General features: G+C 59.1%; 20 protein-coding genes. 10 read left to right on the forward strand and 10 right to left on the reverse strand.

The annotated features are described in order from the left end of the window. Positions 1 to 1,095: a PQQ-dependent sugar dehydrogenase gene (locus O3C79_RS01620; RefSeq protein ID WP_494384560.1), complete on the forward strand. Its 1,095-nt coding sequence runs from the start codon at positions 1 to 3 to the stop codon at positions 1,093 to 1,095. Positions 1,096 to 1,159: 64 nt separating this feature from the next. On the opposite strand, the gene O3C79_RS01625 is transcribed toward O3C79_RS01620, so the two are convergent. Continuing rightward, on the reverse strand, positions 1,160 to 1,435 hold the full coding sequence (locus O3C79_RS01625) for a YheV family putative zinc ribbon protein (RefSeq protein ID WP_076465549.1): 276 nt from the start codon (positions 1,433 to 1,435) through the stop codon (positions 1,160 to 1,162). An 11-nt stretch (positions 1,436 to 1,446) separates the two neighbouring features. Beyond that, on the reverse strand, positions 1,447 to 3,477 hold the full coding sequence (gene prlC, locus O3C79_RS01630; RefSeq protein WP_494384561.1) for an oligopeptidase A: 2,031 nt from the start codon (positions 3,475 to 3,477) through the stop codon (positions 1,447 to 1,449). A 100-nt stretch (positions 3,478 to 3,577) separates the two neighbouring features. Between prlC and O3C79_RS01635 the strand changes: the two genes are divergently transcribed. The 5 genes from O3C79_RS01635 to O3C79_RS01655 all read left to right on the forward strand — a co-directional run bounded on the left by O3C79_RS01635 (position 3,578) and on the right by O3C79_RS01655 (position 9,184). Further along, positions 3,578 to 4,117 (forward strand): gamma carbonic anhydrase family protein, encoded by a 540-nt coding sequence (locus O3C79_RS01635; protein ID WP_494384562.1) that lies wholly within the window; start codon positions 3,578 to 3,580, stop codon positions 4,115 to 4,117. A 124-nt stretch (positions 4,118 to 4,241) separates the two neighbouring features. Next, a complete protein-coding gene (locus O3C79_RS01640; protein ID WP_494384563.1) occupies positions 4,242 to 5,555 on the forward strand; it encodes an imelysin family protein in 1,314 nt (437 codons plus the stop codon). 8 nt (positions 5,556 to 5,563) lie between these two features. After that, on the forward strand, positions 5,564 to 7,000 hold the full coding sequence (locus O3C79_RS01645) for a di-heme oxidoreductase family protein (RefSeq protein WP_494384564.1): 1,437 nt from the start codon (positions 5,564 to 5,566) through the stop codon (positions 6,998 to 7,000). Next, positions 7,000 to 8,070, forward strand: coding sequence for an imelysin family protein (locus O3C79_RS01650; protein ID WP_494384565.1), 1,071 nt, complete (start codon positions 7,000 to 7,002; stop codon positions 8,068 to 8,070). The genes O3C79_RS01645 and O3C79_RS01650 overlap by 1 nt, the downstream gene beginning before the upstream one ends. Next, complete coding sequence (locus tag O3C79_RS01655; protein WP_494385768.1) at positions 8,060 to 9,184, forward strand: DUF1513 domain-containing protein; 1,125 nt, start codon at positions 8,060 to 8,062, stop codon at positions 9,182 to 9,184. Before O3C79_RS01650 ends, O3C79_RS01655 begins: the two co-directional genes overlap by 11 nt. 68 nt (positions 9,185 to 9,252) lie before the next feature. On the opposite strand, the gene O3C79_RS01660 is transcribed toward O3C79_RS01655, so the two are convergent. The 8 genes from O3C79_RS01660 to O3C79_RS01695 all read right to left on the reverse strand — a co-directional run bounded on the left by O3C79_RS01660 (position 9,253) and on the right by O3C79_RS01695 (position 18,007). Next, the gene (locus O3C79_RS01660; RefSeq protein WP_494384566.1) at positions 9,253 to 11,625 is read right to left on the reverse strand and encodes a Lon protease family protein; all 2,373 of its coding nucleotides are present in this window, start codon (positions 11,623 to 11,625) and stop codon (positions 9,253 to 9,255) included. Positions 11,626 to 11,728: 103 nt separating this feature from the next. After that, positions 11,729 to 12,559: a shikimate dehydrogenase gene (gene aroE, locus O3C79_RS01665; protein ID WP_494384567.1), complete on the reverse strand. Its 831-nt coding sequence runs from the start codon at positions 12,557 to 12,559 to the stop codon at positions 11,729 to 11,731. A 1-nt stretch (position 12,560) separates the two neighbouring features. Continuing rightward, the gene (gene hemF, locus O3C79_RS01670; protein ID WP_494384568.1) at positions 12,561 to 13,475 is read right to left on the reverse strand and encodes an oxygen-dependent coproporphyrinogen oxidase; all 915 of its coding nucleotides are present in this window, start codon (positions 13,473 to 13,475) and stop codon (positions 12,561 to 12,563) included. A gap of 32 nt (positions 13,476 to 13,507) precedes the next feature. Beyond that, positions 13,508 to 14,065, reverse strand: a complete 558-nt coding sequence (gene tsaC / locus O3C79_RS01675) for an L-threonylcarbamoyladenylate synthase type 1 TsaC (RefSeq protein WP_494384569.1) — start codon at positions 14,063 to 14,065, stop codon at positions 13,508 to 13,510. Between the two features lie 74 nt (positions 14,066 to 14,139). After that, complete coding sequence (purK, locus tag O3C79_RS01680; RefSeq protein WP_494384570.1) at positions 14,140 to 15,204, reverse strand: 5-(carboxyamino)imidazole ribonucleotide synthase; 1,065 nt, start codon at positions 15,202 to 15,204, stop codon at positions 14,140 to 14,142. Positions 15,205 to 15,209: 5 nt separating this feature from the next. Next, on the reverse strand, positions 15,210 to 15,698 hold the full coding sequence (gene purE, locus O3C79_RS01685; protein ID WP_417534678.1) for a 5-(carboxyamino)imidazole ribonucleotide mutase: 489 nt from the start codon (positions 15,696 to 15,698) through the stop codon (positions 15,210 to 15,212). A 162-nt stretch (positions 15,699 to 15,860) separates the two neighbouring features. After that, positions 15,861 to 16,970 (reverse strand): DNA-processing protein DprA, encoded by a 1,110-nt coding sequence (gene dprA, locus O3C79_RS01690; RefSeq protein ID WP_494384571.1) that lies wholly within the window; start codon positions 16,968 to 16,970, stop codon positions 15,861 to 15,863. Between the two features lie 14 nt (positions 16,971 to 16,984). Continuing rightward, positions 16,985 to 18,007 (reverse strand): LysM peptidoglycan-binding domain-containing protein, encoded by a 1,023-nt coding sequence (locus tag O3C79_RS01695; RefSeq protein WP_010324456.1) that lies wholly within the window; start codon positions 18,005 to 18,007, stop codon positions 16,985 to 16,987. A gap of 153 nt (positions 18,008 to 18,160) precedes the next feature. On the opposite strand from O3C79_RS01695, the gene def reads away from it, so the two are divergent. From def to trkA, 4 genes are read left to right on the forward strand one after another with little or no spacing between them, the layout of a single operon-like run. Beyond that, positions 18,161 to 18,676 carry a peptide deformylase gene (def, locus tag O3C79_RS01700; protein ID WP_417534676.1) on the forward strand — a complete coding sequence of 172 codons (516 nt, stop codon included), beginning with the start codon at positions 18,161 to 18,163 and terminating at the stop codon, positions 18,674 to 18,676. Between the two features lie 60 nt (positions 18,677 to 18,736). Continuing rightward, positions 18,737 to 19,687: a methionyl-tRNA formyltransferase gene (fmt, locus tag O3C79_RS01705; protein WP_494384572.1), complete on the forward strand. Its 951-nt coding sequence runs from the start codon at positions 18,737 to 18,739 to the stop codon at positions 19,685 to 19,687. Beyond that, positions 19,680 to 21,008 carry a 16S rRNA (cytosine(967)-C(5))-methyltransferase RsmB gene (gene rsmB, locus O3C79_RS01710; protein ID WP_494384573.1) on the forward strand — a complete coding sequence of 443 codons (1,329 nt, stop codon included), beginning with the start codon at positions 19,680 to 19,682 and terminating at the stop codon, positions 21,006 to 21,008. Before fmt ends, rsmB begins: the two co-directional genes overlap by 8 nt. After that, positions 21,005 to 22,381 carry a Trk system potassium transporter TrkA gene (trkA, locus tag O3C79_RS01715; protein ID WP_010324460.1) on the forward strand — a complete coding sequence of 459 codons (1,377 nt, stop codon included), beginning with the start codon at positions 21,005 to 21,007 and terminating at the stop codon, positions 22,379 to 22,381. The genes rsmB and trkA overlap by 4 nt, the downstream gene beginning before the upstream one ends.

Below are 22,381 nucleotides of genomic sequence, written 5' to 3' on the forward strand. Positions count from 1 at the left end.
ATGCACCTGAGACTGACACCCTTACTTGCTCTTGGCCTGGCAAGCACGCTGCAGGCGCTGCCGCTGGATCAGCTGCAGCTGCCTCCCGGCTACCGCATCCAGGTCGCTGCAGAAGTGCCCAACGCCCGCCAGATGGCACTCAGCCCCGAGGGCGTACTCTATGTCGGCACCCGCCGGGACGGACGCGTATTCGCGCTGCAGGATCTGGATGGTGACCATCAGTACGAAACCCGCCATACCCTGATGTCGAATCGCCGCCTGCCCAATGGCGTCAGCTGGTCCGGCGGCGACCTCTACGTCGCTGAGCTGACACAACTGGTGCGCCTGCCTGACATCGATTCACGGCTGAGCAACCCGCCCACTCCGGAGCCTCTACTGACAGGGTTACCGAATATCACTCATCACGGCTGGAAATATCTTAAGCAGGCACCGGATGGCGCCTTCTTTTTCACCCTCGGCGCGCCCTGTAATGTGTGCCTGGAATCGGACCCGCGCTTTGCCAGCATCATGCGCTTTGATCCTGCCACAGGAGAAGCTTCGCCCTGGGCGCACGGCGTGCGCAACTCCGTCGGTTTTGCCTGGCACCCCAATGACGGCAGCCTCTGGTTTACCGATAACGGACGCGATCATTTGGGCGATAACCAACCGGATGATGAGCTGAACCGGGCCGGACAGGAGGGACTGCATTTCGGCTTCCCGTTCCGACATGCCAAGGATGTAGTGGACCCTGACTTTGGCGCGGGTGCCGACGCGGTTAACAGTCAGGCCCCGGCTGCCTTGCTCGGGGCCCATGTCGCCGCTCTGGGCATAAGCTTCTACACCGCCGACCAATTTCCGGACACGCCAGAAACCACCCTGTTCATGGCACAGCATGGCTCCTGGAACCGTTCCAGCAAGGTCGGCTACCGCGTCATGCGTGTGGAGACAGAAGGCGAGCAGGTCAGGTCGGTTGAGCCCTTTATTACCGGTTGGCTGCAGGGCGAACAGGCCTGGGGACGGCCAGTGGATGTACTGGTAGAGCCGGATGGTGATCTGCTGATTTCCGATGACCGGGCCGATGTGATTTATCGGGTCTGGTACCAGCCGAACAGCTGAGCAAGCGACAAAAAAAGGGCACCCGGTACTGACCGAATGCCCTTGTCAGTTCTATAAAACCGGCTCAGTGATCCCGGCGCAAGGTGCCCGGATCCATGATGCGAATAGGCTGGGGATTGTCATCGGCAACGGCCGCCGGTGCCTTGTCAGAACGGTCACCGCTGACCCGGGTCTCAATCTGTTCCGGGTCCGGACGACCATCCAGGCGCAGGGAGTCGGAAAAACCGCACTTCACGCACTCGCGGTGCTCACGCTCCTCATCCCGGTACATGCGTACCGTATCCATCTCCCCGCAGCGCGGGCAGACAGCCCCGGCAATAAAGCGTTTCTGTACACTCATGTCGGCTCCTCTCAGCGAATACCGGAGTGACGCAGCAGAGCGTCCACACTGGGCTCACGGCCACGGAAGGCAACGAACAGATCCATGGGATCACCGGAGCCACCCTGTTCCAGAATTTCCTGACGGAAGGCCAGGCCCGTATCCGTATTAAAGATGCCTTCCTCCTCGAAGCGGGAGAATGCATCTGCAGACAGGACTTCGGCCCACTTGTAGCTGTAATAGCCCGCCGCATAACCACCGGCGAAGATATGGCTGAAACCATGCTGGAAACGGTTTTCAGAAGGCGGACGAATCACCGCCACCTGGTCACGCACACGATCCAGTACCGCCTGAATTTCAGTTTCACCCGGCTGGTATTCATGGTGCAGACAGAAATCAAACAACGAGAATTCCAACTGACGCATCATCATCATGCCGGACTGGAAGTGCTTGGCTGCCAGCATCTTGTCGAGCAACGCCTGCGGCAGCGGCTCGCCTGATTCGTGGTGACCAGAGATCAGCGCCAGCGCTTCCGGCTCCCAGCACCAGTTTTCCATGAACTGGCTGGGCAGCTCCACCGCATCCCAGGCTACGCCGTTAATACCGCTGATATCCGCTTCTTCCATCTGCGTCAGCATATGGTGCAAACCGTGGCCGAACTCATGGAACAGCGTGGTCACTTCGTCATGGGTCAGCAGGGCCGGCTGGCCTGACAGCGGCGGGGTGAAGTTACACACCAAGTAGGCCACCGGCAGCTGCAGATCGGCATCGTTCAGGCGACGACGCACACGGCAGTCATCCATCCAGGCACCGCCACGCTTGCCACTGCGGGCGAAGGGGTCCAGGTAACAGTAGGCCAGAGGTTCGCCGTTACGCTTGAGCGCAAACAAACGGGCATCGCTGTGCCAGCTGTCGAAATCCTGCTGCTCCTCGACCTCGATATCAAACAGACGGCCGGCAGTGGTGAACATGCCGTCCAGCACTTTGGGCAGCGGGAAGTAGGGGCGCAGTTCCTGCTGGGAGATTTCGTAGCGCGCCTGCTTCAGCTTCTCGCCGTAGTAGGTCACATCCCAGGCGTTCAGGGTGTCGATACCATCCTGTTCACGGGCAAAGGCCTGCAGTTCGGCCAGTTCCTGCTCCGCAACCGGCCGGGTTTCGGTGGCCAGGTCTTCCAGGAAACTCACCACCTGCTGCGGTGACTGCGCCATCTTGGTCGCCAGCGAGTAGTCAGCATAGGTATCAAAGCCCAGCAGCTTGGCCATCTCGTGGCGCAGATCCAGAATTTCGCTCATCACCGCTGAGTTGTCCCACTCACCGGCCTTGGGCCCCTGATCAGAGGCGCGAGTGCTGAACGCACGGTAAAGCTCTTCCCGCAGGCTGCGGTTATCGGCAAAGGCCATCACGGCATAGTAGGCGGGGAAGTCCAGAGTGATCACCCAGCCATCCACGTCTTTGGCCTGGGCGGCTTCTTTCGCGGCGGCAATGGCATGCTCGGGCAGACCGGAGAGTTCGGCTTCATCGCTGATCTCTTTCCACCAGCCCTGGGTCGCATCCAGAACATTTTCGGCGAACTTGGTGGTCAGCTCGGACAGGCGCTGCTGCAGCTCGGCATAACGCTTCTGCTGCGCTTCCGGCAGGGCAATGCCGGACAGACGGAAATCGCGCAGGGCGTTATCCACCACCTTGCGGCGTGCCGGGCTCAGCTGCTGGTAGGCATCGCTGCCCGCCAGGGATTCAAAGGCCTTGAACAGGCCCTGATGCTGACCCAGTTCGGTCCAGTATTCAGACAGCTTGGGCAGGCAGGCGTTATAGGCTTCGCGCCATTCATCGGAGTTCATCACCCCGTTCAGGTGCGATACCGGTGACCAGGCCTGCGCCAGCTCGTCATTGAGCTGCTCAAGCTCGGCCACCAATGCCCAACCACTGACCGCTTCATCGGCAGTCAGCTCGGCAATACGGCTGCGGTTCCGCGCCAGCAATTCGTCAACGGCAGGTTCGGCATGTTCCGGCAGAATACGGCTGAACGGCGGCAGCAGATGGCGTTCGAGCAGGGGGTTGGACATCAGACTCTCTCCAATATGGATCGGCTTTCAGGGTGTATACGTCAATTACTATACAATGGGGCTCAGGTAAGTCGATTTCAATCAGCATCAGGAGAGCCTCATGAACGTACGACCCTACCAGGGGATGACCCCGCAACTGGCTGACAATGTGTTTGTGGACCCCAGCGCTGTGGTTCTGGGGGATGTAGAGATCGGCGAGCACAGTTCCGTCTGGCCCATGACCGTGATTCGGGGTGACATGCATCGCATCCGTATCGGTCGCTACTCCAGCATCCAGGACGGTTCGGTGCTGCACATTACCCATGCAGGCCCCTATAACCCGGACGGCTTCCCGCTGATTCTGGGGGATCATGTCACCGTCGGCCATCAAGCCATGTTGCACGGGTGTACCCTGGGCAGTCGTATTCTCGTCGGTATGGGCGCCATGATCATGGATGGTGCCGTGGTTGAAGACGAAGTGATCATCGGCGCAGGTAGCCTGGTTCCGCCCGGCAAAACACTGAAAAGCGGCTATCTCTATGTAGGACGCCCGGCCAAGCCCCAGCGTGAACTGACGCAGAAAGAGAAGGAATTCTTCACCTACACCGCTGAAAATTACGCCCGCCTGGCAGCCAAGCATCAGGCAGAAGACCGGGCCTGATTAAAGAATAAGACACTGACCGGCCCCAGGGCCGGTTTTTTTGACCTCAAGCAAATAATACTATTGATAACGATTTGCATTTAGTTTAGTGTGATTTGATAAATTCAGATCTAAGGAAGCAGTCATGTCACTTAAACGCCTTCTGCTGCCGGCCGCTATCGCAGCTGCCGTCATGTCCCCGCTTACACCGGTTGCCATCAGCCAGGCCAGTGCCGCCACGGCGACCGTCGAAGCACAAGCCAACAGCGTAAACACCCACTACGCCGACATTGCCGAAGCCGTTTTTGCCGACTCCCTGAGCGCTGCCAAACAACTGCAGCAGGCCATCAACACGCTGCTCGATGATCCCACTGACGCCAACCTTGCTGCGGCCCGTGAAGCCTGGGTCGCCGCGCGTGTGCCTTATCAGCAGTCCGAGGTTTACCGTTTCGGCAATGCCATCGTGGATGACTGGGAAGGCAAGGTAAACGCCTGGCCGCTGGACGAAGGCCTGATCGATTACGTCGATACAACTCATTATGGTACCGAATCCGACTTCAACGGCTGGTACAGCGCCAACATTATCGCCAACCCCGAGCTCAACATCGGTGGCAAGTCTGTTGATGCCTCCACCATCGACAAGGCGCTGCTGGCCGAAACCCTGCACGAGATCGACGGCGTCGAGGCTAACGTGGCTACCGGTTACCACGCCATTGAATTCCTGCTCTGGGGCCAGGATCTGAACGGTACCAACAAGGGTGCCGGCAACCGTCCTGCCAGCGATTTTGATACCGACAACTGCAGCAACGGCAACTGCGAACGCCGCCGCGACTACCTGAAAGCCGCCACCGAGCTGCTGATCGATGATCTGATCGAGATGGCCGATGCCTGGAAAGCCGGTGGCGAAGCACGCAAGCAATTGATGGCAAAAGGCGAGCTGGGCGGCCTTGCCACCATCACCACCGGTATGGGCAGCCTGTCCTACGGTGAACTGGCCGGTGAGCGCACCAAGCTGGGCCTGATGCTGCATGACCCGGAAGAAGAGCATGACTGCTTCTCCGACAATACCCACTGGTCGCACTACTATGACGCTCTGGGTATTCGTAACGCTTACCTGGGTGAATACAGCCGTATTGATGGCAGCCAGGTAACAGGGCCGTCCCTGTCCGATCTGGCCAAGGCTGCTGACCCGGCATTGGACCAGAAGATGCGTGACCACCTGAATGCAACTCAGGCCGCCGCTCAGGCGATGGTCGATGCTGCCAAGCAGGGTGAAACCTTTGATGTACTCATTGCCGCCGGTAACACCGAAGGCAATGCCAAGGTACAGGCATTTGTAGATGCCCTGACCGAGCAAACACAGGTCCTCGAAGAGGTGATGGCAACACTGGGTATTTCCGATGTGGAACTGGAAGGTTCCGACAGTCTGGATAATCCCTCAGCTGTTCTTGGCGGCTGAATGACTCGATGACCCGTTATGCACACAGTCTGACAGGCTGGCTCTCCCTCTGGCTGGCGTTGTGCACCAGCCAGGCCGCTATGGCAGTGGCGGCCGAACCGAGCCGGGCTCTACCTGATGAGGGTAAGCCCGGTTCTTCTTTTTCAGCCGCCGAGCGCAAGGCCTTCATGCAACCGATGGCACAGATCGGTTTCGATACCCGCATGGACTTCGTGCTGGGCCGCGCCATATTTGAAAAAATCTGGGTGCCCTCGCCTTCATCCACTACCGCCAGTGATGGCCTGGGGCCTCTCTATAACGCTCGCTCCTGCCTGCAGTGCCATATCAATAATGGCCGTGGCTTGCCGCCCGACGAGCAGGGCAGTGCCAACCGCAACGGACTGCTGATTCGGCTGGGCATCCCCGGAGATGGCCACAATTCGCCTCTGGGCGTCACCCCTGAGCCTACCTACGGCACTCAGCTGCAGACCTTTGCTGCCACCGGCCTGCCGGCCGAAGCGCGGATAAATGTACGCTACCGTACCCGACTCGTCGAACTCAACGGGGGTGAGCAGGTTCAACTGCGCCAGCCCGAGTACCGGCTCAGCCAACCGGGCTATGGCAACTTCCATCCGGACTTGCAGCTGTCGCCACGCCTGGCACCGGCCATGATCGGCCTCGGACTGCTGGAACAGATCCCGGAAGCCGATATCCTGGCGCAGGAAGACTCTGATGACCGTGACGGAGATGGTATCTCCGGGCGCGCCAACCGGGTATTTCATCCTGAATACGAACAGCCACAACTGGGCCGTTTTGGCTGGAAAGCCGGAGCACCCTCTCTGCAGCTGCAAAATGCCAGTGCGTTGAATACAGACCTGGGTATTTCCAACCCCGACTACCCCATGGCGGCAGGGGACTGCACAGCCCGGCAACCGGGCTGCCTTAAGGCGCCTCACGGCAACACTGAGTTGCAGGGCGGTTTTGAGGCCTCAGCCCAAATGATGGATGTGTTACTGTTTTATACACGACATTTGGCGGTACCCGCGCGCCGTAACCGCGACCAGCCGGACGTTAAAGCCGGTGAGCAGCTGTTTACGGCCATCGGCTGTGCCAGCTGCCACACTCCCATACAGCAGACGGGCAACAACCCGGCACTGCCGGCGCTGAGCGAACGCCGCCTTGAGCCCTATACCGATCTGCTGCTGCATGACATGGGCGAGGCCTTGGCTGACCAGCGTCCCGAATTCGGTGCCAATGGCCATGAGTGGCGTACCCCGCCGTTGTGGGGCCTGGGCCTTCACCAGGCCGTTACCGGCGAACGGGCACTGCTGCATGATGGCCGCGCGCGCACCCTGGCGGAAGCCATCCTCTGGCATGGCGGTGAAGCCGAATCGGCACGCGAACGCTTCCGCCAACTGTCTCCACATGCTCGTAAGCAACTGATCCTGTTTCTGGAGTCACTTTGATGCAACCGATTCATACTCGCCGGTGGCCACGAGGCCTGCTGGCGTCCACAGTGATGTTCATGTCCGGCCTGGCCTGCGCGGCGACACCGGACTGGTCCCACTACAACTATCAGGCGGTCCAGCAGCATGTGCTGCCGCGTTATGCGGCTCTGGACGAAGCCAGCGCAGCGCTGTCAGCCTCAGCCCAAACCTTCTGTGCGGCCCCTTCGGAAGCGGGGCTGGTGCAAGTGCAGGGCCAGTGGCGCCAGGCCATGCTGAGCTGGCAGGGCATACAGCACGTTCAGTTTGGCCCGGTGCAGTTTCTGATGCGCAACTTTGGCCTCCAGTTCTGGCCTGACCGCAAGAACATTGGCGCTCGCCAGCTGCGTCAGGCTCTGGCGAGCGACCAGCCCTATGATGCCGAATTCTTCCGCCATGCCAGTGTCTCCATTCAAGGCTTCCCGGCGCTGGAGCGCCTGCTGTTTGCCGATAACGCCCTGCAAACGCTGCAAAACGGTCGTGGCTGTGAACTGACCCAGGCCATTGCCGGCCATGTCGCGCAGATGAGCCACGCCATTTACAGCGAATGGTCAGCACAGGCCAAAGGCGACTTTCAGCCCGAGCAGGACCCGGATGTTGCCGCTGAATTGGCAGTGGAGCTGATGGCTTCTCTGGTGGAACCCATCGAAGCCATTCGCGACAGCAAGCTGCTCAAGCCCATGGCTGAGTCTGCCGAATCCGCCCGTCCAAAATTGCTGGAAAGCCATCGCAGCAGTGCCTCACTGGCCAACATTCGGGCCAACCTGGAGGCGTTGAACGCGCTCTACCAGGGCACCGATCCCAGCGTGCGCAGCCTGCTGGAAGAGGCCGGGTCAGAACAGCTGGCCAAGGATATTGCCGAGCGTTTTGAGCACATCAACGCCCAGCTGGACGCTGTTCAGGGGCCATTGAAGCAGGCCGTCACCCAGGCTGAAACCCACACCCGCCTGCTGGGCGTTGCTACATCGCTGAAGCAGCTGAGTGAACAGCTGGATACCGCCATGGACGTGCTGAATATCCAACTGGGGTTCAACAGCCGTGATGGAGACTAATCGCCGCCGTTTCCTGAGCCTTCTGGCCGCGGGTTGCCTGCTGCCTGCCACCCGCGTCCTGGCCAGTGGCACAACCACAGGGCAGACCGATGCGGGCCTGCTCGTCAGTGCCGCCAGTGACCGGCGCCAGCACTGGCTGCTGGTAACCGATGCCGAAGGACAGACGCAACTGCGCTACCCGCTGCCCGAGCGTGCCCATCATGTGGAGCTGCATCCGCAGCAGCCATGGGCAGCTGCCGTCGCGCGCCGCCCGGGTCGGTTTATTGAGATAGTCGACTATCACAGCGGTCAGCAGGTTAAACGGGTGGATGCAGGGGAGGGGCATCACTTTTTTGGCCACGCCCTGTTCACCCCCGATGGCCACTGGCTGGTCAGCACCGAGAACGATATCGCCAGCGGGCAAGGCCAGATCGTCATTCGTGATGTAAGTAATCACTTAGCCGAGGTAAGCCGAACACCAAGCTATGGTATTGGTCCCCATGAGCTTCTGCTGAATGGCAACCAGGTCCTGGTCGCCAACGGCGGTATCCTGACGCACCCGGATCATGGCCGTGAGAAACTTAACCTGGACAGCATGCAGCCCAGCCTGGCCTATATCGACCTCAAGTCGGGTGACCTGCTGGAACAGGTGGGTATGAGTGCGGATAACCACCAGCTCAGCATCCGCCACATGGATCTAAGTGCTGCAGGTACCATAGTCATTGCCTTGCAGTACCAGGGCGCCATCAGCGACAAAAAGCCACTGGTTGCCATCCACCGCCGGGGCGAGCCTCTCAAACTGCTACGCGCACCTGAGCCGATCAACAACCAGATGGAGCAGTATGCCGGCAGTGCCCGTATCGATCGATCCGGACGGATGGCGGCGATCTCGGCACCACGTGGCAACCTGATCACCTTCTGGGATATCGAACGGGACCGCTTTATCAACGCCATGCGCTGCCGGGACGGCTGCGGCCTGGCGGCAACGGACAAGGCCGGTGAGTTTCTGGTGAGTTCAGGATTGGGCCACCTGTACCGCATGCGGCCACTGGATAACCTGCGCGAGCGCCTGCCACTGGACCCAATCGCCGCCCAATTGGCTTGGGACAACCACATGAACCTTCGTTTGGGCTGAATACACTCAGACTGAGATGAAAAACGGGCTCCCGCGGGAGCCCGTTTTCTTGATGTCTCATCGCTTGCTCAGGCCTTGGCCTTGGCGATCTCCCGCAACCGCTTCACCACCTGTGCATTGATACTGCGCTGGGTGAAATGGCCATCGTCTTTGAGTACACCGGCCGTGCGGCCCATCAAAATCTCAAGACAGTCATCCACCGTGGACACCGCATGGATATGGAACATGCCATCCTCTACCGCCTGAACCACTTCGGCCTTGAGCATCAGATGGCGTACATTGGCCTTGGGAATGACACAGCCCTGCCAACCGGTCAGGCCTCGGGTTTTACACAGGTGGAAGAAGCCTTCGATTTTCTCGTTTACGCCACCAATCGCCTGCACCTCACCATACTGGTTGATCGAGCCGGTGATGGCGTACTGCTGGCGAATGGGGATATGCGTGAGTGCCGAGATCAGGGCGCAGATTTCAGCCAGAGAAGCACTGTCTCCGTCCACATAACCATAGGACTGCTCCATGGCCAGGCTGGCCGAGAGCGCCAGCGGGAAATCACCGGCATAGGTATGACCGAGGAAACCGGACAGGATCAGGACACCCTTGGAGTGAATCGGCTGCCCCAGGGTAACCTCACGCTCGATATCGATAATGCCCTTGTTACCCGGATGTACCGTAGCAGTGATGCGTGCCGGGCTACCGAAGGAAACATCGCCCACCTGCAGCACCGTCAGGCCGTTGGCCTTGCCTACGGCTTCACCATCAGTATCGATCAGCACGGTTTCATTGAGGATGCTTTCCAGTATTTTCTGTGACAGCCGGCCGGTACGACGCTCCTTGGCCTCCAGCGCCAGCTCCACATGTTCAGCATTGATCTGGGCGTCACCCTGTTCACGACGACGAAAATCCGACTCGCACAGCAGGTCCACCAGCTCTCCTACATGCGCCGACAGCAGATCCTGATCGCCCGACAGCCTTGAACTGTGCTCCACCAGACGGGCAACGGCACGGCGCGTCAGAGGCGCCAGGTTTTCTTCCGTAGCCAGCGTTTTCATCAAACGGGCATACTGGCGAATGGAGTGGGGCGTACGGTGCACATCCTCATCGAAGTCCACCACTACACGGAACATCTTCTCGAAGTCGTGATCCAGCTCCTGCAGCAGATAGTAGGTATCCCGTTCACCTACCAGAACCACTTTCACTTTCAGCTTGGCCGGCTGGGGGCTCAGGGTAATGGCGCTGATACCGGTGTATTCGCTGACCGGATTTTCGATGCGGATTTCGTGTGATTTGAGCGCACGTTTGAGCGCGCCGTAAACGAACGGCTGCTCCAGCAGCTTTTCCGCTTCCAGCACCAGGTAGCCACCATTGGCACGATGCAGGGCACCGGAACGAATCAGCGTGTAGTTGGTGACCATCGCCCCCATGTCACTGATGTATTCCACCCGGCCAAACAGGTTTTCATAACTGGGATGCGCCTCGAACACCACCGGCGCACCCTTGGTCTTGTGGTTGTCGACCAGCAGATTGAGCCCGTAGTTGCGCTCAAGATAGTCGCGCCGCATGGCATCGGTCTTGGCTTCCAGCGGGTTGTCATCGTTCACGATCTCGCCGGCGTTGCGGATCAGGTCCGATTCAACATGCTTCAGATAATCGACGATGCATGCAATGTTGGCGTACTTGTCGCGCAGGGGCTGCAGCAGCGGCGACACCGCCTGACGCGCGGTATTGCGATCCAGGGTTTCAATCCGCTCCGAAGCTTCGCGACGCCACACCGGCAGCTCGGTCAGACTGTCGTTGAGCATCTCCTCCAGCTCGGAGATATGCGCCTGAATGGCATCCCGCTCCTCCTCGGGCAGCTGCGAAAACGCGGCCTCATCAATGGCCTGGCCATTAGCGACCGGAGTAAAGCCGACGGTCGCACCATCACGAAAGACAGCAATGTTGTATTCGCGTCCCCTGCGCTCCACCTGATTCAAGGCTTCGTCATAGTGGCCGTTGAATTCACGCTCGATCTGACTCTTCATGCGCTGGTAGGCAGGGTTCTCGAAAGCGGCCGGCAACTCGGCCAGCACCCGATCGAGCAGGTGGCGGATATCACGTTTAAGCTGATTGGCACGCCCGGAGGGCAGTTCCAAAATGACGGGGTAGCGGTTATCGCTGAGGTTGTTGATGTAGCACCAGTCACTGGGCTTGTGCTGTTTTTTCGCCGATGCCTTTAGGCTTTCCATGGCAAAGGAGAAGCGACCGGTATGCGGGTTGCCCATGACGAAGAGGTTATACCCCGGGCGTTGCATGCCGATGCCAAAGGCCATGGCTTCGATGGCCCTTTCCTGGCCAAAGAATCCGGAGAAGGGTTCCAGCGACTCGGTCGTTTTGAACGGCAGGAGTTCAGGGTCGCAGCGGCAGTAGAGCGCCTCGGGCGCCAGCGGCAGATGCTTGTCCATGCGCGTACTCCACAGCAGAGGGTCTGCCCCTGTTATACCGCCTCGCATTTGCCGGATGCAAGGCGGTGAGTGAAAACGCGTTGAAATTCAGCCGACTAGCTGATCATTTTGTATCCAGACTGGCACGCAGCTGGTCAATCACGCTGGCCGTCTCCGGGGTCACACCGCGCCACACTGAAAACGCTTCAGCAGCCTGTTCAACCAGCATGCCCAGGCCATCAATGACACGTCCGGCATCCAGATCCATGGCCCACTGACAGAACGGCGTAGGTTCTGCGCCGTACATCATGTCATAGCAAGCGGTGTGAGCGGCAATAACCGCCGCAGGAACCGGTGGCAGCTCCCCTTGAAGACTGGCAGAGGTGCCATTGATCACCAGATCAAACGCCTCGGCGGGGATGGCATCAAAGCCACAGGCTGATACCTCGCCTTCGTCGGTGAACAGACTGGCCAGCTCTTCAGCACGGGACACCGTTCGGTTGGCAATCAAAATCGAGCCCACACCGGCTTCCAGCAGCGGGTGCATCACACCGCGTACAGCGCCGCCCGCACCCAGTACCAGAACACGCGCGCCTGCCAATTTGACGCCATGGTTATCCCTGAGATCACGGACCAGACCAACCCCGTCGGTATTGTCCGCCGCCAGACGGCCATCTTCCAGGCGGTACAGCGTATTGGCCGCTCCTGCACGTTGGGCACGTTCACTGCGCCACTGCGCCAGCGCCCAGGCACGCTCCTTGAACGGAACCGTGATATTCAGCCCTTTGCCATCGCCCTGCAGGAAACGCCCGACTTCGGTTTCAAAATCGGGTGATTCCACATGCACGGCATCATAGGTCAGGGCCTGGTCGGTCAGCTCGGCAAAGCGGGTATGGATCTGCGGCGATTTACTATGGGCAACCGGATTTCCCATAACCGCGTAACGATCACTCATCTCAGACCTCCAGCCAGTTGCGCGGCTGCAGGTAACGGTCATACAGCTCGGCTTCTTCCGTGCCGGGCTCCGGCTTCCAGTCATAGTCCCAGCGCACCTCAGGCGGCAACGACATCAGGATGGACTCGGTGCGGCCACCGGACTGCAGACCAAACAGGGTGCCTCTGTCCCAGACCAGGTTGAACTCGACATAACGTCCGCGACGGTGCAACTGGAAGTCACGCTGGCGTTCACCATAGGGCGTATCCTTGCGCTTCTCGATGATAGGCACAATAGCCGGTGCATAGGCATCACCGATGGACTGCATCAGGGCAAAGCTCTTATCGAAGCCCAGTTCGTTCAGGTCATCAAAGAAGAGGCCACCAATACCGCGCGGCTCCTGACGGTGTTTCAGGTAGAAGTAGTCATCGCACCACTGTTTGAACCGCGGGTAAATATCCTCACCAAAGGGCGCACAGGCATCATGTGCCATCTGGTGCCAGTGGCGGCAGTCATCGTCGTTGCCGTAGTAGGGCGTCAGATCGAAACCGCCACCAAACCACCATACCGGCTCTTCACCTTCTTTCTCGGCAATGAAGAAGCGTACATTGGCATGCGAGGTCGGCACATAAGGGTTATGCGGGTGGATCACCAGGGATACGCCCATGGCTTCAAAGCTGCGACCGGCCAGCTCGGGGCGGTGCGCCGTCGCCGAACCTGGCAGGGCTGAACCATGCACATGAGAGAAGTTGACGCCGCCTTTTTCGATGACAGCGCCCTGGCCGATCACACGGGTGCGGCCGCCACCGCCTTCGGCGCGGTCCCAGCTGTCTTCCGTGAAGCGTGCTTCGCCATCGGCCTGTTCCAGGGCAGCGCAAATGCGGTCCTGCAGGCCCAGCAAATACGCTTTTACCTTGTGTACGTCAGGTGCCGACATGTGTCTCCTCCAAAATGGTTAGCGAACGCTCACTACGCCCGTATTGTTTGCATATCCTGTATATTTCGAATCACTGTTGGCCTGTCCAGGCCACCCAGCTCGCCCGGCAATATATAATCTAGTCTAGAGCCGAAGTAAGTACTGACTTTCAGTTTTGACCTTGCAGGCTCTGCAGCACTGCGATTGGCCGAGGTCGAAACGATGGGGCCACCATATTCACGGCACAGCGCCTGAACCAGCGGATGCGCACTGACACGCACCGCCACCGGCGAATGGCAACCTTTAACCCAGCTCGGAATCATCTGCTTGGGATCCGGCAGCAACCAGGTGTTCGGGCCAGGCCAGGTGTCGCGCAGACACTGGCGCTGCTCATCGCTCAGAGGGCTCAGCAGAGGTTCGATCTGGGATTCTTCTGCCGCAACAAGGATCAGGCCCTTGTGCTCAGGGCGGCGCTTCAGCGCCAGCAATCGTTGCACGGCAGCCTGGTTGTAGGGGTCACAGCCCAGGCCCCAGACGGCTTCGGTGGGATAGGCGATCACGCCCCCGGAGTTCAGACAGCGTACCGCTTCTTTCAGTTGCCAGTGATTCATGGATGTCACCGAGAATGAAAACAGAAGGGAAGCCGGGCCGTCAGGGGCGACGCCCGGCCAATATCAGGTCAGCTTTAGCCCTGCAGCTGATCAATGCTCCACTCAAAGACAATCTTGTCTTCGTCATCAACCAGCGCCTGCAGCGTCTTGAGGCTCTCGATCAGGGAAGCCTGGTCGGCACGGCAGATATTCACATGCCCTACCTTGCGGCCCGGACGGATCTCCTTGCCATACCAGTGGACATGAACGCCGGGGACCTGCAGCCACTCGGGTTTCCAGTTTCGGCCCAGCAGGTTATACATCACTGAAGCGCCATCAACCGGCGGGGTAATCAGCGGCAGATCTGCCAGCGCACGCAGGTGCAGCTGGAACTGGCTGATAGCCGAGCCTTCCTGAGTCCAGTGGCCGGAGTTGTGTACACGCGGCGCCAGCTCATTCACCAGCAGTTTGCCATCAACAACGAAGCACTCCATCGCCATCACGCCGATATAGTCTTCGTCGTCCATGATGCGACCGAGCCAGTCTTCCGCATCCTTCTGCTGCTGTGCGGGCACCTGCAGATTGGATACGCTGGCACGCAGAATACCGTTTTCATGCCAGTTGCGTGTCAGCGGATAGAATACCTTTTCGCCAGCGGCGTTGCGTGCACCGACCAGGGATACCTCATGGCTGAACGGGATCATCGCTTCGGCGATGCATTCGCCGGCCCACTCGGCCTCCGGCTGGTCACCTTTCTGCCAGCGCCACTGGCCACGACCGTCATAACCGCCACGGCGGCGCTTGACGATCACCTTGTCTGCCACGGACTCCAGCTGCGCATTCAGGTCACCGGCTTCCAGGCTTACCCAGGGCGAGGTTGGTACATCCAGGCGGTCCAGCAGTGCTTTCTGGCGCTGGCGGTCGATCACCGCATGCAGGGCAGCGGCATTACGAAAATTGGGGTGCTGCTTCAGCTGCAGCCCGCTGACACTGTCAGACCAGTGTTCGATTTCAACGGTGATGACATCATCAGGGCGCAGGCCCAGCTCGATATCGGCATTGGGATCAACCGGCATCACCTCCAATTGCAGGGGTGCGCCAGCCTGCTGCAGCATCTGGCCCAGCTGGCCGTTACCGGCAACGACGATTCGTGGCAGCATCTGTATCAACCTCGCGGATCGGGATTATCAAGAACGGTCTGGGTCTGGGCCTGACGCCAGTCGGACAGACGCTGGGCCAGCTCGGAGTCATCGGTTGCCAACATCTGCGCAGCCAGCAGGCCTGCATTGAACGCACCGGCACCACCGATGGCCAGGGTACCGACTGGCACGCCACGCGGCATCTGCAGGATCGACAGCATGCTGTCCTGACCGCTCAGCGCCTTGCTCTGCACCGGCACACCCAGTACAGGTACCAGTGTCTTGGCCGCGATCATGCCCGGCAGGTGGGCCGCACCGCCGGCACCGGCGATAATGACCTTATAGCCGTTTTCAGCGGCCTGCTCGGCGAAGCGGAACATCTTGTCCGGTGTACGGTGCGCTGATACCACCTCGGCATCATATTCAACACCCAGTGTATCGAGAATTCCGGCCGCTTCTTCCATGGTAGGCCAATCCGAACGCGAACCCATCACGATCGCCACTTTTGCACTCATCGGTTACTCCCGTCATCACTCTGACCGCGCAGCAGGGCAGAGGCGCCGCTACCACTTCAGGGTCTGGCTTTCCGGCCTGGCCGGAAAAAAGAAAGTCAGCGATTATAGCAAGCACTGGACGAAAATTCCCCACTCCAGTCCCTGCAGATGAACAGAAGGAGATCAGCCGCGAATGCGCTGTACACGGGCGCCAAGCAATTCTACCCAGCCTGACATTTCCAGGCGGATCAACTGCACCTGCAAGTCGGCTGACGAGAGGCCGCTATCCACGGCCAGCTGGTCGATCCACAGGGGTTCGAAGGGGATCAGTGCCAACAAGGGGTCATCAGGTACCGGTGGAGGTTCCTCGGTCTGAACAGACGGCGCGGAAGTATCCAGAGCTCCCAGCAGGGGGCCCAGATGTTCAATAATATGTTCGACCTGCTCTACCAGCACCGCACCCTCACGAATCAGGGCATGGCAACCACGGCTGAGCGGATTATTGACCGAACCGGGGATGGCAAAAACTTCGCGCCCCTGCTCCAGAGCCTGGCGCGCCGTAATCAGCGAGCCGCTGCGTGGCGCAGCCTCAACCACCAGCGTTCCCACCGACAGGCCGCTGATAATCCGGTTACGCTGGGGAAAACTGGCCGGGCGGGGCGGAGTGCCCGGCGGATACTCAGAGACAATCAGGCCGCCTGCATCCAGTATCTGCTGCGCCAACCGCGCGTTGCGCCTTGGATAGACCTGGTCCAGCCCGGTGCCGACCACCGCCAGCGTTGGTTGTGTATGGTCGACACACCCGCGATGCACCTCGGCATCGATACCCAGAGCCAGCCCGCTGATCGGCATAATGCCAACCTGACTCAGGGCCGCGGCAAAGTCATAGGCCAGGCGCAGGCCGGGGCGGCTGGCATTGCGACTGCCGACGATACCGAGCATGGGACGCGCCAGGGCATCCAGATCACCCTGACACCAGAGCACCAGTGGCGGGTCCGGAATTTCGCGCAGAAGTGGCGAATAGAGGCGATGACTGGGTGTCAGTAAACTCCAGCCGTTATCATGGGCCTGCTGAACAAGGCTGTCGGCCCGTTGTTGAAGTTCGCCGCCGCGTTGAAAGTCATGGAGGGCATCGAGCGTCCGTCGACGCAGGCGCACATGCGCCGGAAGACCACATTCACCTCGCAGCAACTGTGGCAGGGAGACGCCTTCCTGGCTTAATCGGGTTGCTGTTGCCGGACCCAGGCCCGGCAACAGGCCGGCGGCGATCCATTCCCTTGGATCACCGTGCATTACATTATCCTGTCTTAAGGCTGGTGCAGGCTGTCACCCACTGAAATAACGTTGGTGGCATCCATCACCAGACCGTAACTGACGCGTTCAAAGGTCTTGAACACCATCAGCTCACCGGCGTGCTCATCCGGCAATTTAACCATTTCACCGTTAACCGGGTCTTTTACCATCTCGCCTTTCTTGTAGATGGCAAACACGTGACCGGGCTCAACGCCCTCCTGGTCACCGAAGCTCAGTGCTACCGCATCGAACTGACCAATCTTGGCCACGCCACCCAATACATCGATGATCAGCGCATCTTCAATTGCCGGCCCCGGCTTCGGATAAAATACCGATTCAATGCGCGAGGTGTCGTTGGGCAGCAGACGGTCGCGGGTACGAACTTCTTCGCGGGTTTTGGTCAGATCCAGCGTCAGGATATCGCCTTCTTCGGCCCTTACCAGTGCATCCGCTACTTTATAAAGCTCATAACCCAACAGCTCACCGGTCACCGGGTGGGTGTACTGGCGTGCCGGACGGTAAAGGCTCTGCTGATCGATATCCTCGTCGATACGCTGACCACGGGCGTAGACGCGATCACCGGCACCGGCAATGATGCTTTCATTACGACCACCGATAACATACGGCGCAGTAATCAGGGTATCATCCTGCACCACACGGTTTTCATTCAGGAAGCTGGAGATATCACGCAACGGAATCGCCGGAATCGGTTGCTCCAATTGCTGAACGCGTACCTGCGGCGACAGTTTGCGTACGCCACGACGCAGGCTCAAACGGGGCTGGCCGTCGACCCAGGTCAGGTAAATCACGTCACCAGGATAGATCAGATGCGGGTTATCGATCTGCGGGTTGACGTTCCAGACTTCTGGCCAACGCCAGGGGCTGCGCAAAAAGCGTCCCGAAATATCCCACAGGGTATCGCCCTTAACCACTACGTACTCGGTCGGATGACCCTCCTGCAACTGCACACGATCCGCGTTGGCGGCACCGGCCCAGAGCAGACAGCCCCCGATCAAGCCATACAGCACTCCTCTCATCGCTCAACTCCCTTGTCTTGTTCCGGCCTTGGACCACCCGACCCTTAAGGTCCCCAAAGCAATGCATTAGGCACGTTATTCAGTATAATGAGGGTAGCTCATTTATTTTGCCACCAAATGGTCGGAATTTAACCTCCGAAAAAGCATATACCTATGGCCAAGCTCAATATTCTCGAATTCCCTGACCCGCGTCTAAGAACCATCGCTGAACCGGTGGAGCAAGTTGACGACGAAATCCGCAAAATCGTGGATGACATGTTCGAAACTATGTACGACGCTCCCGGAATTGGCCTGGCTGCGACCCAGGTAAACGTACACAAGCGCATCGTGACCATCGACATTTCCGAAGAGGGCAATGAACCCCTGGTCATGATCAACCCCGAATTTACCGTCCTTCAGGATGAACTCGAGGAAATGCAGGAAGGTTGCCTGTCGGTTCCCGGTTTTTATGAAGAGGTAAAGCGTCCCAATCGCATTTTGCTCAAGGCGCTGGACCGAGACGGCAACCCCTATGAGCTGGAAGCCGAGGGCCTGCTGGCCGTTTGCATTCAGCACGAACTGGATCACCTCAACGGCAAGCTCTTTGTCGATTATCTGACCGCTCTCAAGCGCAACCGCATCCGCGGCAAGCTGGAGAAAAAGCACCGCCTGGAATCACAGCAGGCCTGAGCCGCTGGTCACTAGAACAGGTTTGCAGATGCAAACCTGTTTTTGTATGGAGCCTACCTGATGAGTCAGACCCCTCTGCGTATTATTTTTGCCGGTACACCCGATTTCGCAGCGTCCAGCCTGGCGGCTGTTCTGGCCAGCGAACATGACGTGGTGGCCGTCTATACCCAACCGGACCGGCCTGCCGGTCGTGGCCGCAAGTTACGCCCCAGCCCGGTAAAAAGCCTGGCCCTGGAGCACGACATTCCGGTGTATCAACCTTTGTCGTTGAAAGATGAAGCCGAACAGCAGACGCTGGCAAGCCTCAATGCCGATCTGATGATCGTGGTCGCCTATGGCCTGATTTTGCCACAGGCAGTGCTGGATACGCCGCGACTGGGCTGCATTAACGTGCACGCCTCACTGCTGCCACGCTGGCGGGGTGCAGCCCCCATTCACCGGTCACTGTTGGCGGGTGACACGCAAACAGGCATCACCATCATGCAGATGGATGCGGGGCTTGATACCGGCGACATGCTGAGCAAATCCGTTTGCGATATTGAAAGCAGCGATACCAGCGGCAGCCTGCATGACCGTCTGGCAGACCTGGGTGCTCAGACTTTGATCAGCACACTGGCACCACTGGCTGCAGGTGAACTGACCCCTGAAGTACAGGATGACAGCCAGGCAACCTATGCACACAAGCTGGAAAAGCGGGAAGGGCAGATCGACTGGACCCAGCCGGCCGCTGAAATTGCACGTCGCATTCGTGGTTTCAACCCCTGGCCGGTGTGCTTCAGCGCACTTGAGGGCAACAACCTGCGCATCTGGGCCGGTCACGCTGATGAACAGGCCACTGATGCAGCTCCAGGTACCATTATATCCGCCGATGCCGAGGGCATTCGCGTCGCAGCCGGCTCTGGCAGCGTTTACTTGACTGAATTACAGCTGCCCGGCGGCCGCCCGCAAACCGCCCGCAACCTGTTGAATGCACACAGTGCCCGCCTGGCACCGGGAGTAACCCTTGGTTGAGTCAATCAATGTGCGTGCCCTTGCAGCTCAGGTGTTGGCACCTTTGCTGCGTCAGCACGGCTCTCTGAGCACTCACTTGCCGGCACACCTGGCGCACTGCCCTGAACGTGATCGAGCACTGCTGCAACAACTGTGCTACGGCACCATGCGTGAACTGTTTCGCCTTGAGCAGCTTGCCAACCATTTTCTGCGCAAGCCCTTCAAGCAGCAGGACCTGGATATCCATGCGCTGCTGCTGATCGGCCTTTGGCAGCTGCGTTCCAGTCGCATTCCGGCACATGCAACGCTGAATGAAACCGTTGATGCCTGCGCGGCGCTGAACAAGCCCTGGGCAAGTAAACTGCTCAACGCCATTCTGCGCCGCTATCAGCGCGAGCAGAAGCAGGCTGAAGAAGCACTGGCGCAAGATCCCGCCTTTCAGTGGAACCATCCTCAGTGGATGATCAGCAAACTGCAGCACAATTGGCCGGAACATTGGCAAAGCATCCTGCAGGCCAATGATCAGCAGGCGCCGATGACACTCCGCGTTAATAAGCGCTTACTTACTCGCGAGAAGGCTCTACAAAAGCTGCAAGGAGCGGATATTCCCGCAACGCACTGCCAGTTCAGTGATGATGGTATTGGCCTGGACTCACCCTGTGATGTCAGCGCCTTGCCCGGTTTCGCCGAGGGTGAGCTGAGCGTTCAGGATGAAGCGGCACAGTTGGCTGCCGGTCTTCTGGCTGCCGAAAACGGCCAGCGCGTCCTTGATGCCTGTGCAGCCCCGGGCGGCAAGCTTTGCCACCTGCTGGAGCAGAACACTCACTTGCAGGATGTCATTGCCGTCGAGCTGGAGCCGGAACGGGGACAGCGCATTCACGACAACCTGCACCGCCTGGGCCTGCAGCTGGGCTGTGAAGTGCTAACCGCTGATGCCAGCAGTCAGGATTGGTGGGATGGCCAACTGTTCGATCGTATCCTGATCGACGCGCCCTGCAGCGGAACGGGCGTAATTCGCCGTCATCCTGATATCAAGCTCTTGCGTCGCGGTGAAGATATTGCTGCATTGGCCAGCGTACAGCTCAGCATTCTCAATAACCTCTGGTCCATGCTGCAGCCAGGTGGTCGCCTGGTGTACGCCACCTGTTCCATCTTCGGACAAGAGAATGAACGGGTGATTGAGCGCTTCATCAAGCAGCATCCCGACGCCATCCATCAGCTGATCGATGCACCCTGGGGCGAAGCACGCCCCTTCGGCCGCCAGCTGTTCCCGCAGCCCGACGGCCATGATGGTTTCTACTATGCCGTACTGGACAAACAGGTAGACGACAAACTCGCATGAAGATCATTATCCTGGGCGCCGGCCAGGTCGGTGGCTCACTCGCTGAACACCTGGCCAACGAAGCCAACGACATCACTGTGATCGATACCAATGGCGCACGCCTGCGCGAACTGCAGGACCGCCTCGATATCCGCACGGTAGAAGGCAAAGCCTCCTACCCAAGTGCTCTGGACCAGGCCGGTGCCCAGGACGCCGACATGCTGATCGCGGTCACCAACAGTGACGAGGTCAACATGATCGCCTGTGAGGTGGCGCGCAGTCTGTTCAACATTCCGACCAAGATTGCCCGTGTGCGCGAACATGACTACCTGCAGCGTGATCACGCCATCTTCAGCGACAAGGGCATTCCGGTTGATGTATTGATCAGCCCGGAAGAACTGGTTACCCAGCATATCAAGCGCATGATCCAGTACCCCGGTGCCCTGCAGGTGCTCGACTTTGCCTCCGGACAGGCCCAGCTGGTGGCGGTCAAAGCCTACTATGGTGGTCCCCTGGTAGGGCGCGAGATCTCCTTCCTGCGCTCTCACATGCCCAATATCGATACCCGCGTCGCGGCCATATTCCGTCAGGATCACCCAATGATCCCGAAAGGGGATACAGTCATCGAAGCCGATGATGAAGTGTTTTTTATCGCCGCCCGACGCGATATCCGTGCCGTAATGAGCGAGCTGCGCCGACTGGACCGCTCCTACAAACGCATCATCATTGCAGGGGGCGGTAATATCGGTGCACGCCTGGCGGGCTCTCTGGAGCGGGACTATCAGGTCAAACTGATCGAGCGTGATCTGACTCGCTGCAATCTGCTGGCACGGAACCTGAACAACACCATCGTGCTGCATGGCAGCGCCTCCGACCGCGACCTGCTGGTGGAAGAGAACATCGAAGACACCGATGTATTCTGTGCGCTGACCAACGACGATGAAGCCAACATCATGGCCTCCATGCTGGCCAAGCGTTTGGGCGCTCGCACCGTGATGACCCTGATTAACAACCCGGCCTATGTCGACCTGGTGCAGGGCGGGGTGATCGATATCGCCATTTCACCGCAGCAAACCACAATTGGCGCACTGCTGACCCATGTACGCCGAGGCGATGTGGCGGCAGTGCACTCATTGCGTCGCGGTGCTGCCGAAGCGCTGGAAGCCGTGGCCCATGGTGACAAGCGCAGCTCACGCGTGGTTGGCCGTGCCATTGAAGAGATTGACCTGCCGCCCGGCACCACCATTGGCGCAATCATTCGCGGCAGCGAAGTACTCATCGCACACGATGATCTTGTTATTGAAAACGACGACCATGTAATCCTGTTCCTGGTAGACAAGCGCCGTATTGCCGAGGTCGAGCGTCTGTTCCAGGTGGGTCTGACTTTCTTCTGA

The organism is Marinobacterium sp. NO-S09 (assembly GCF_059179545.1).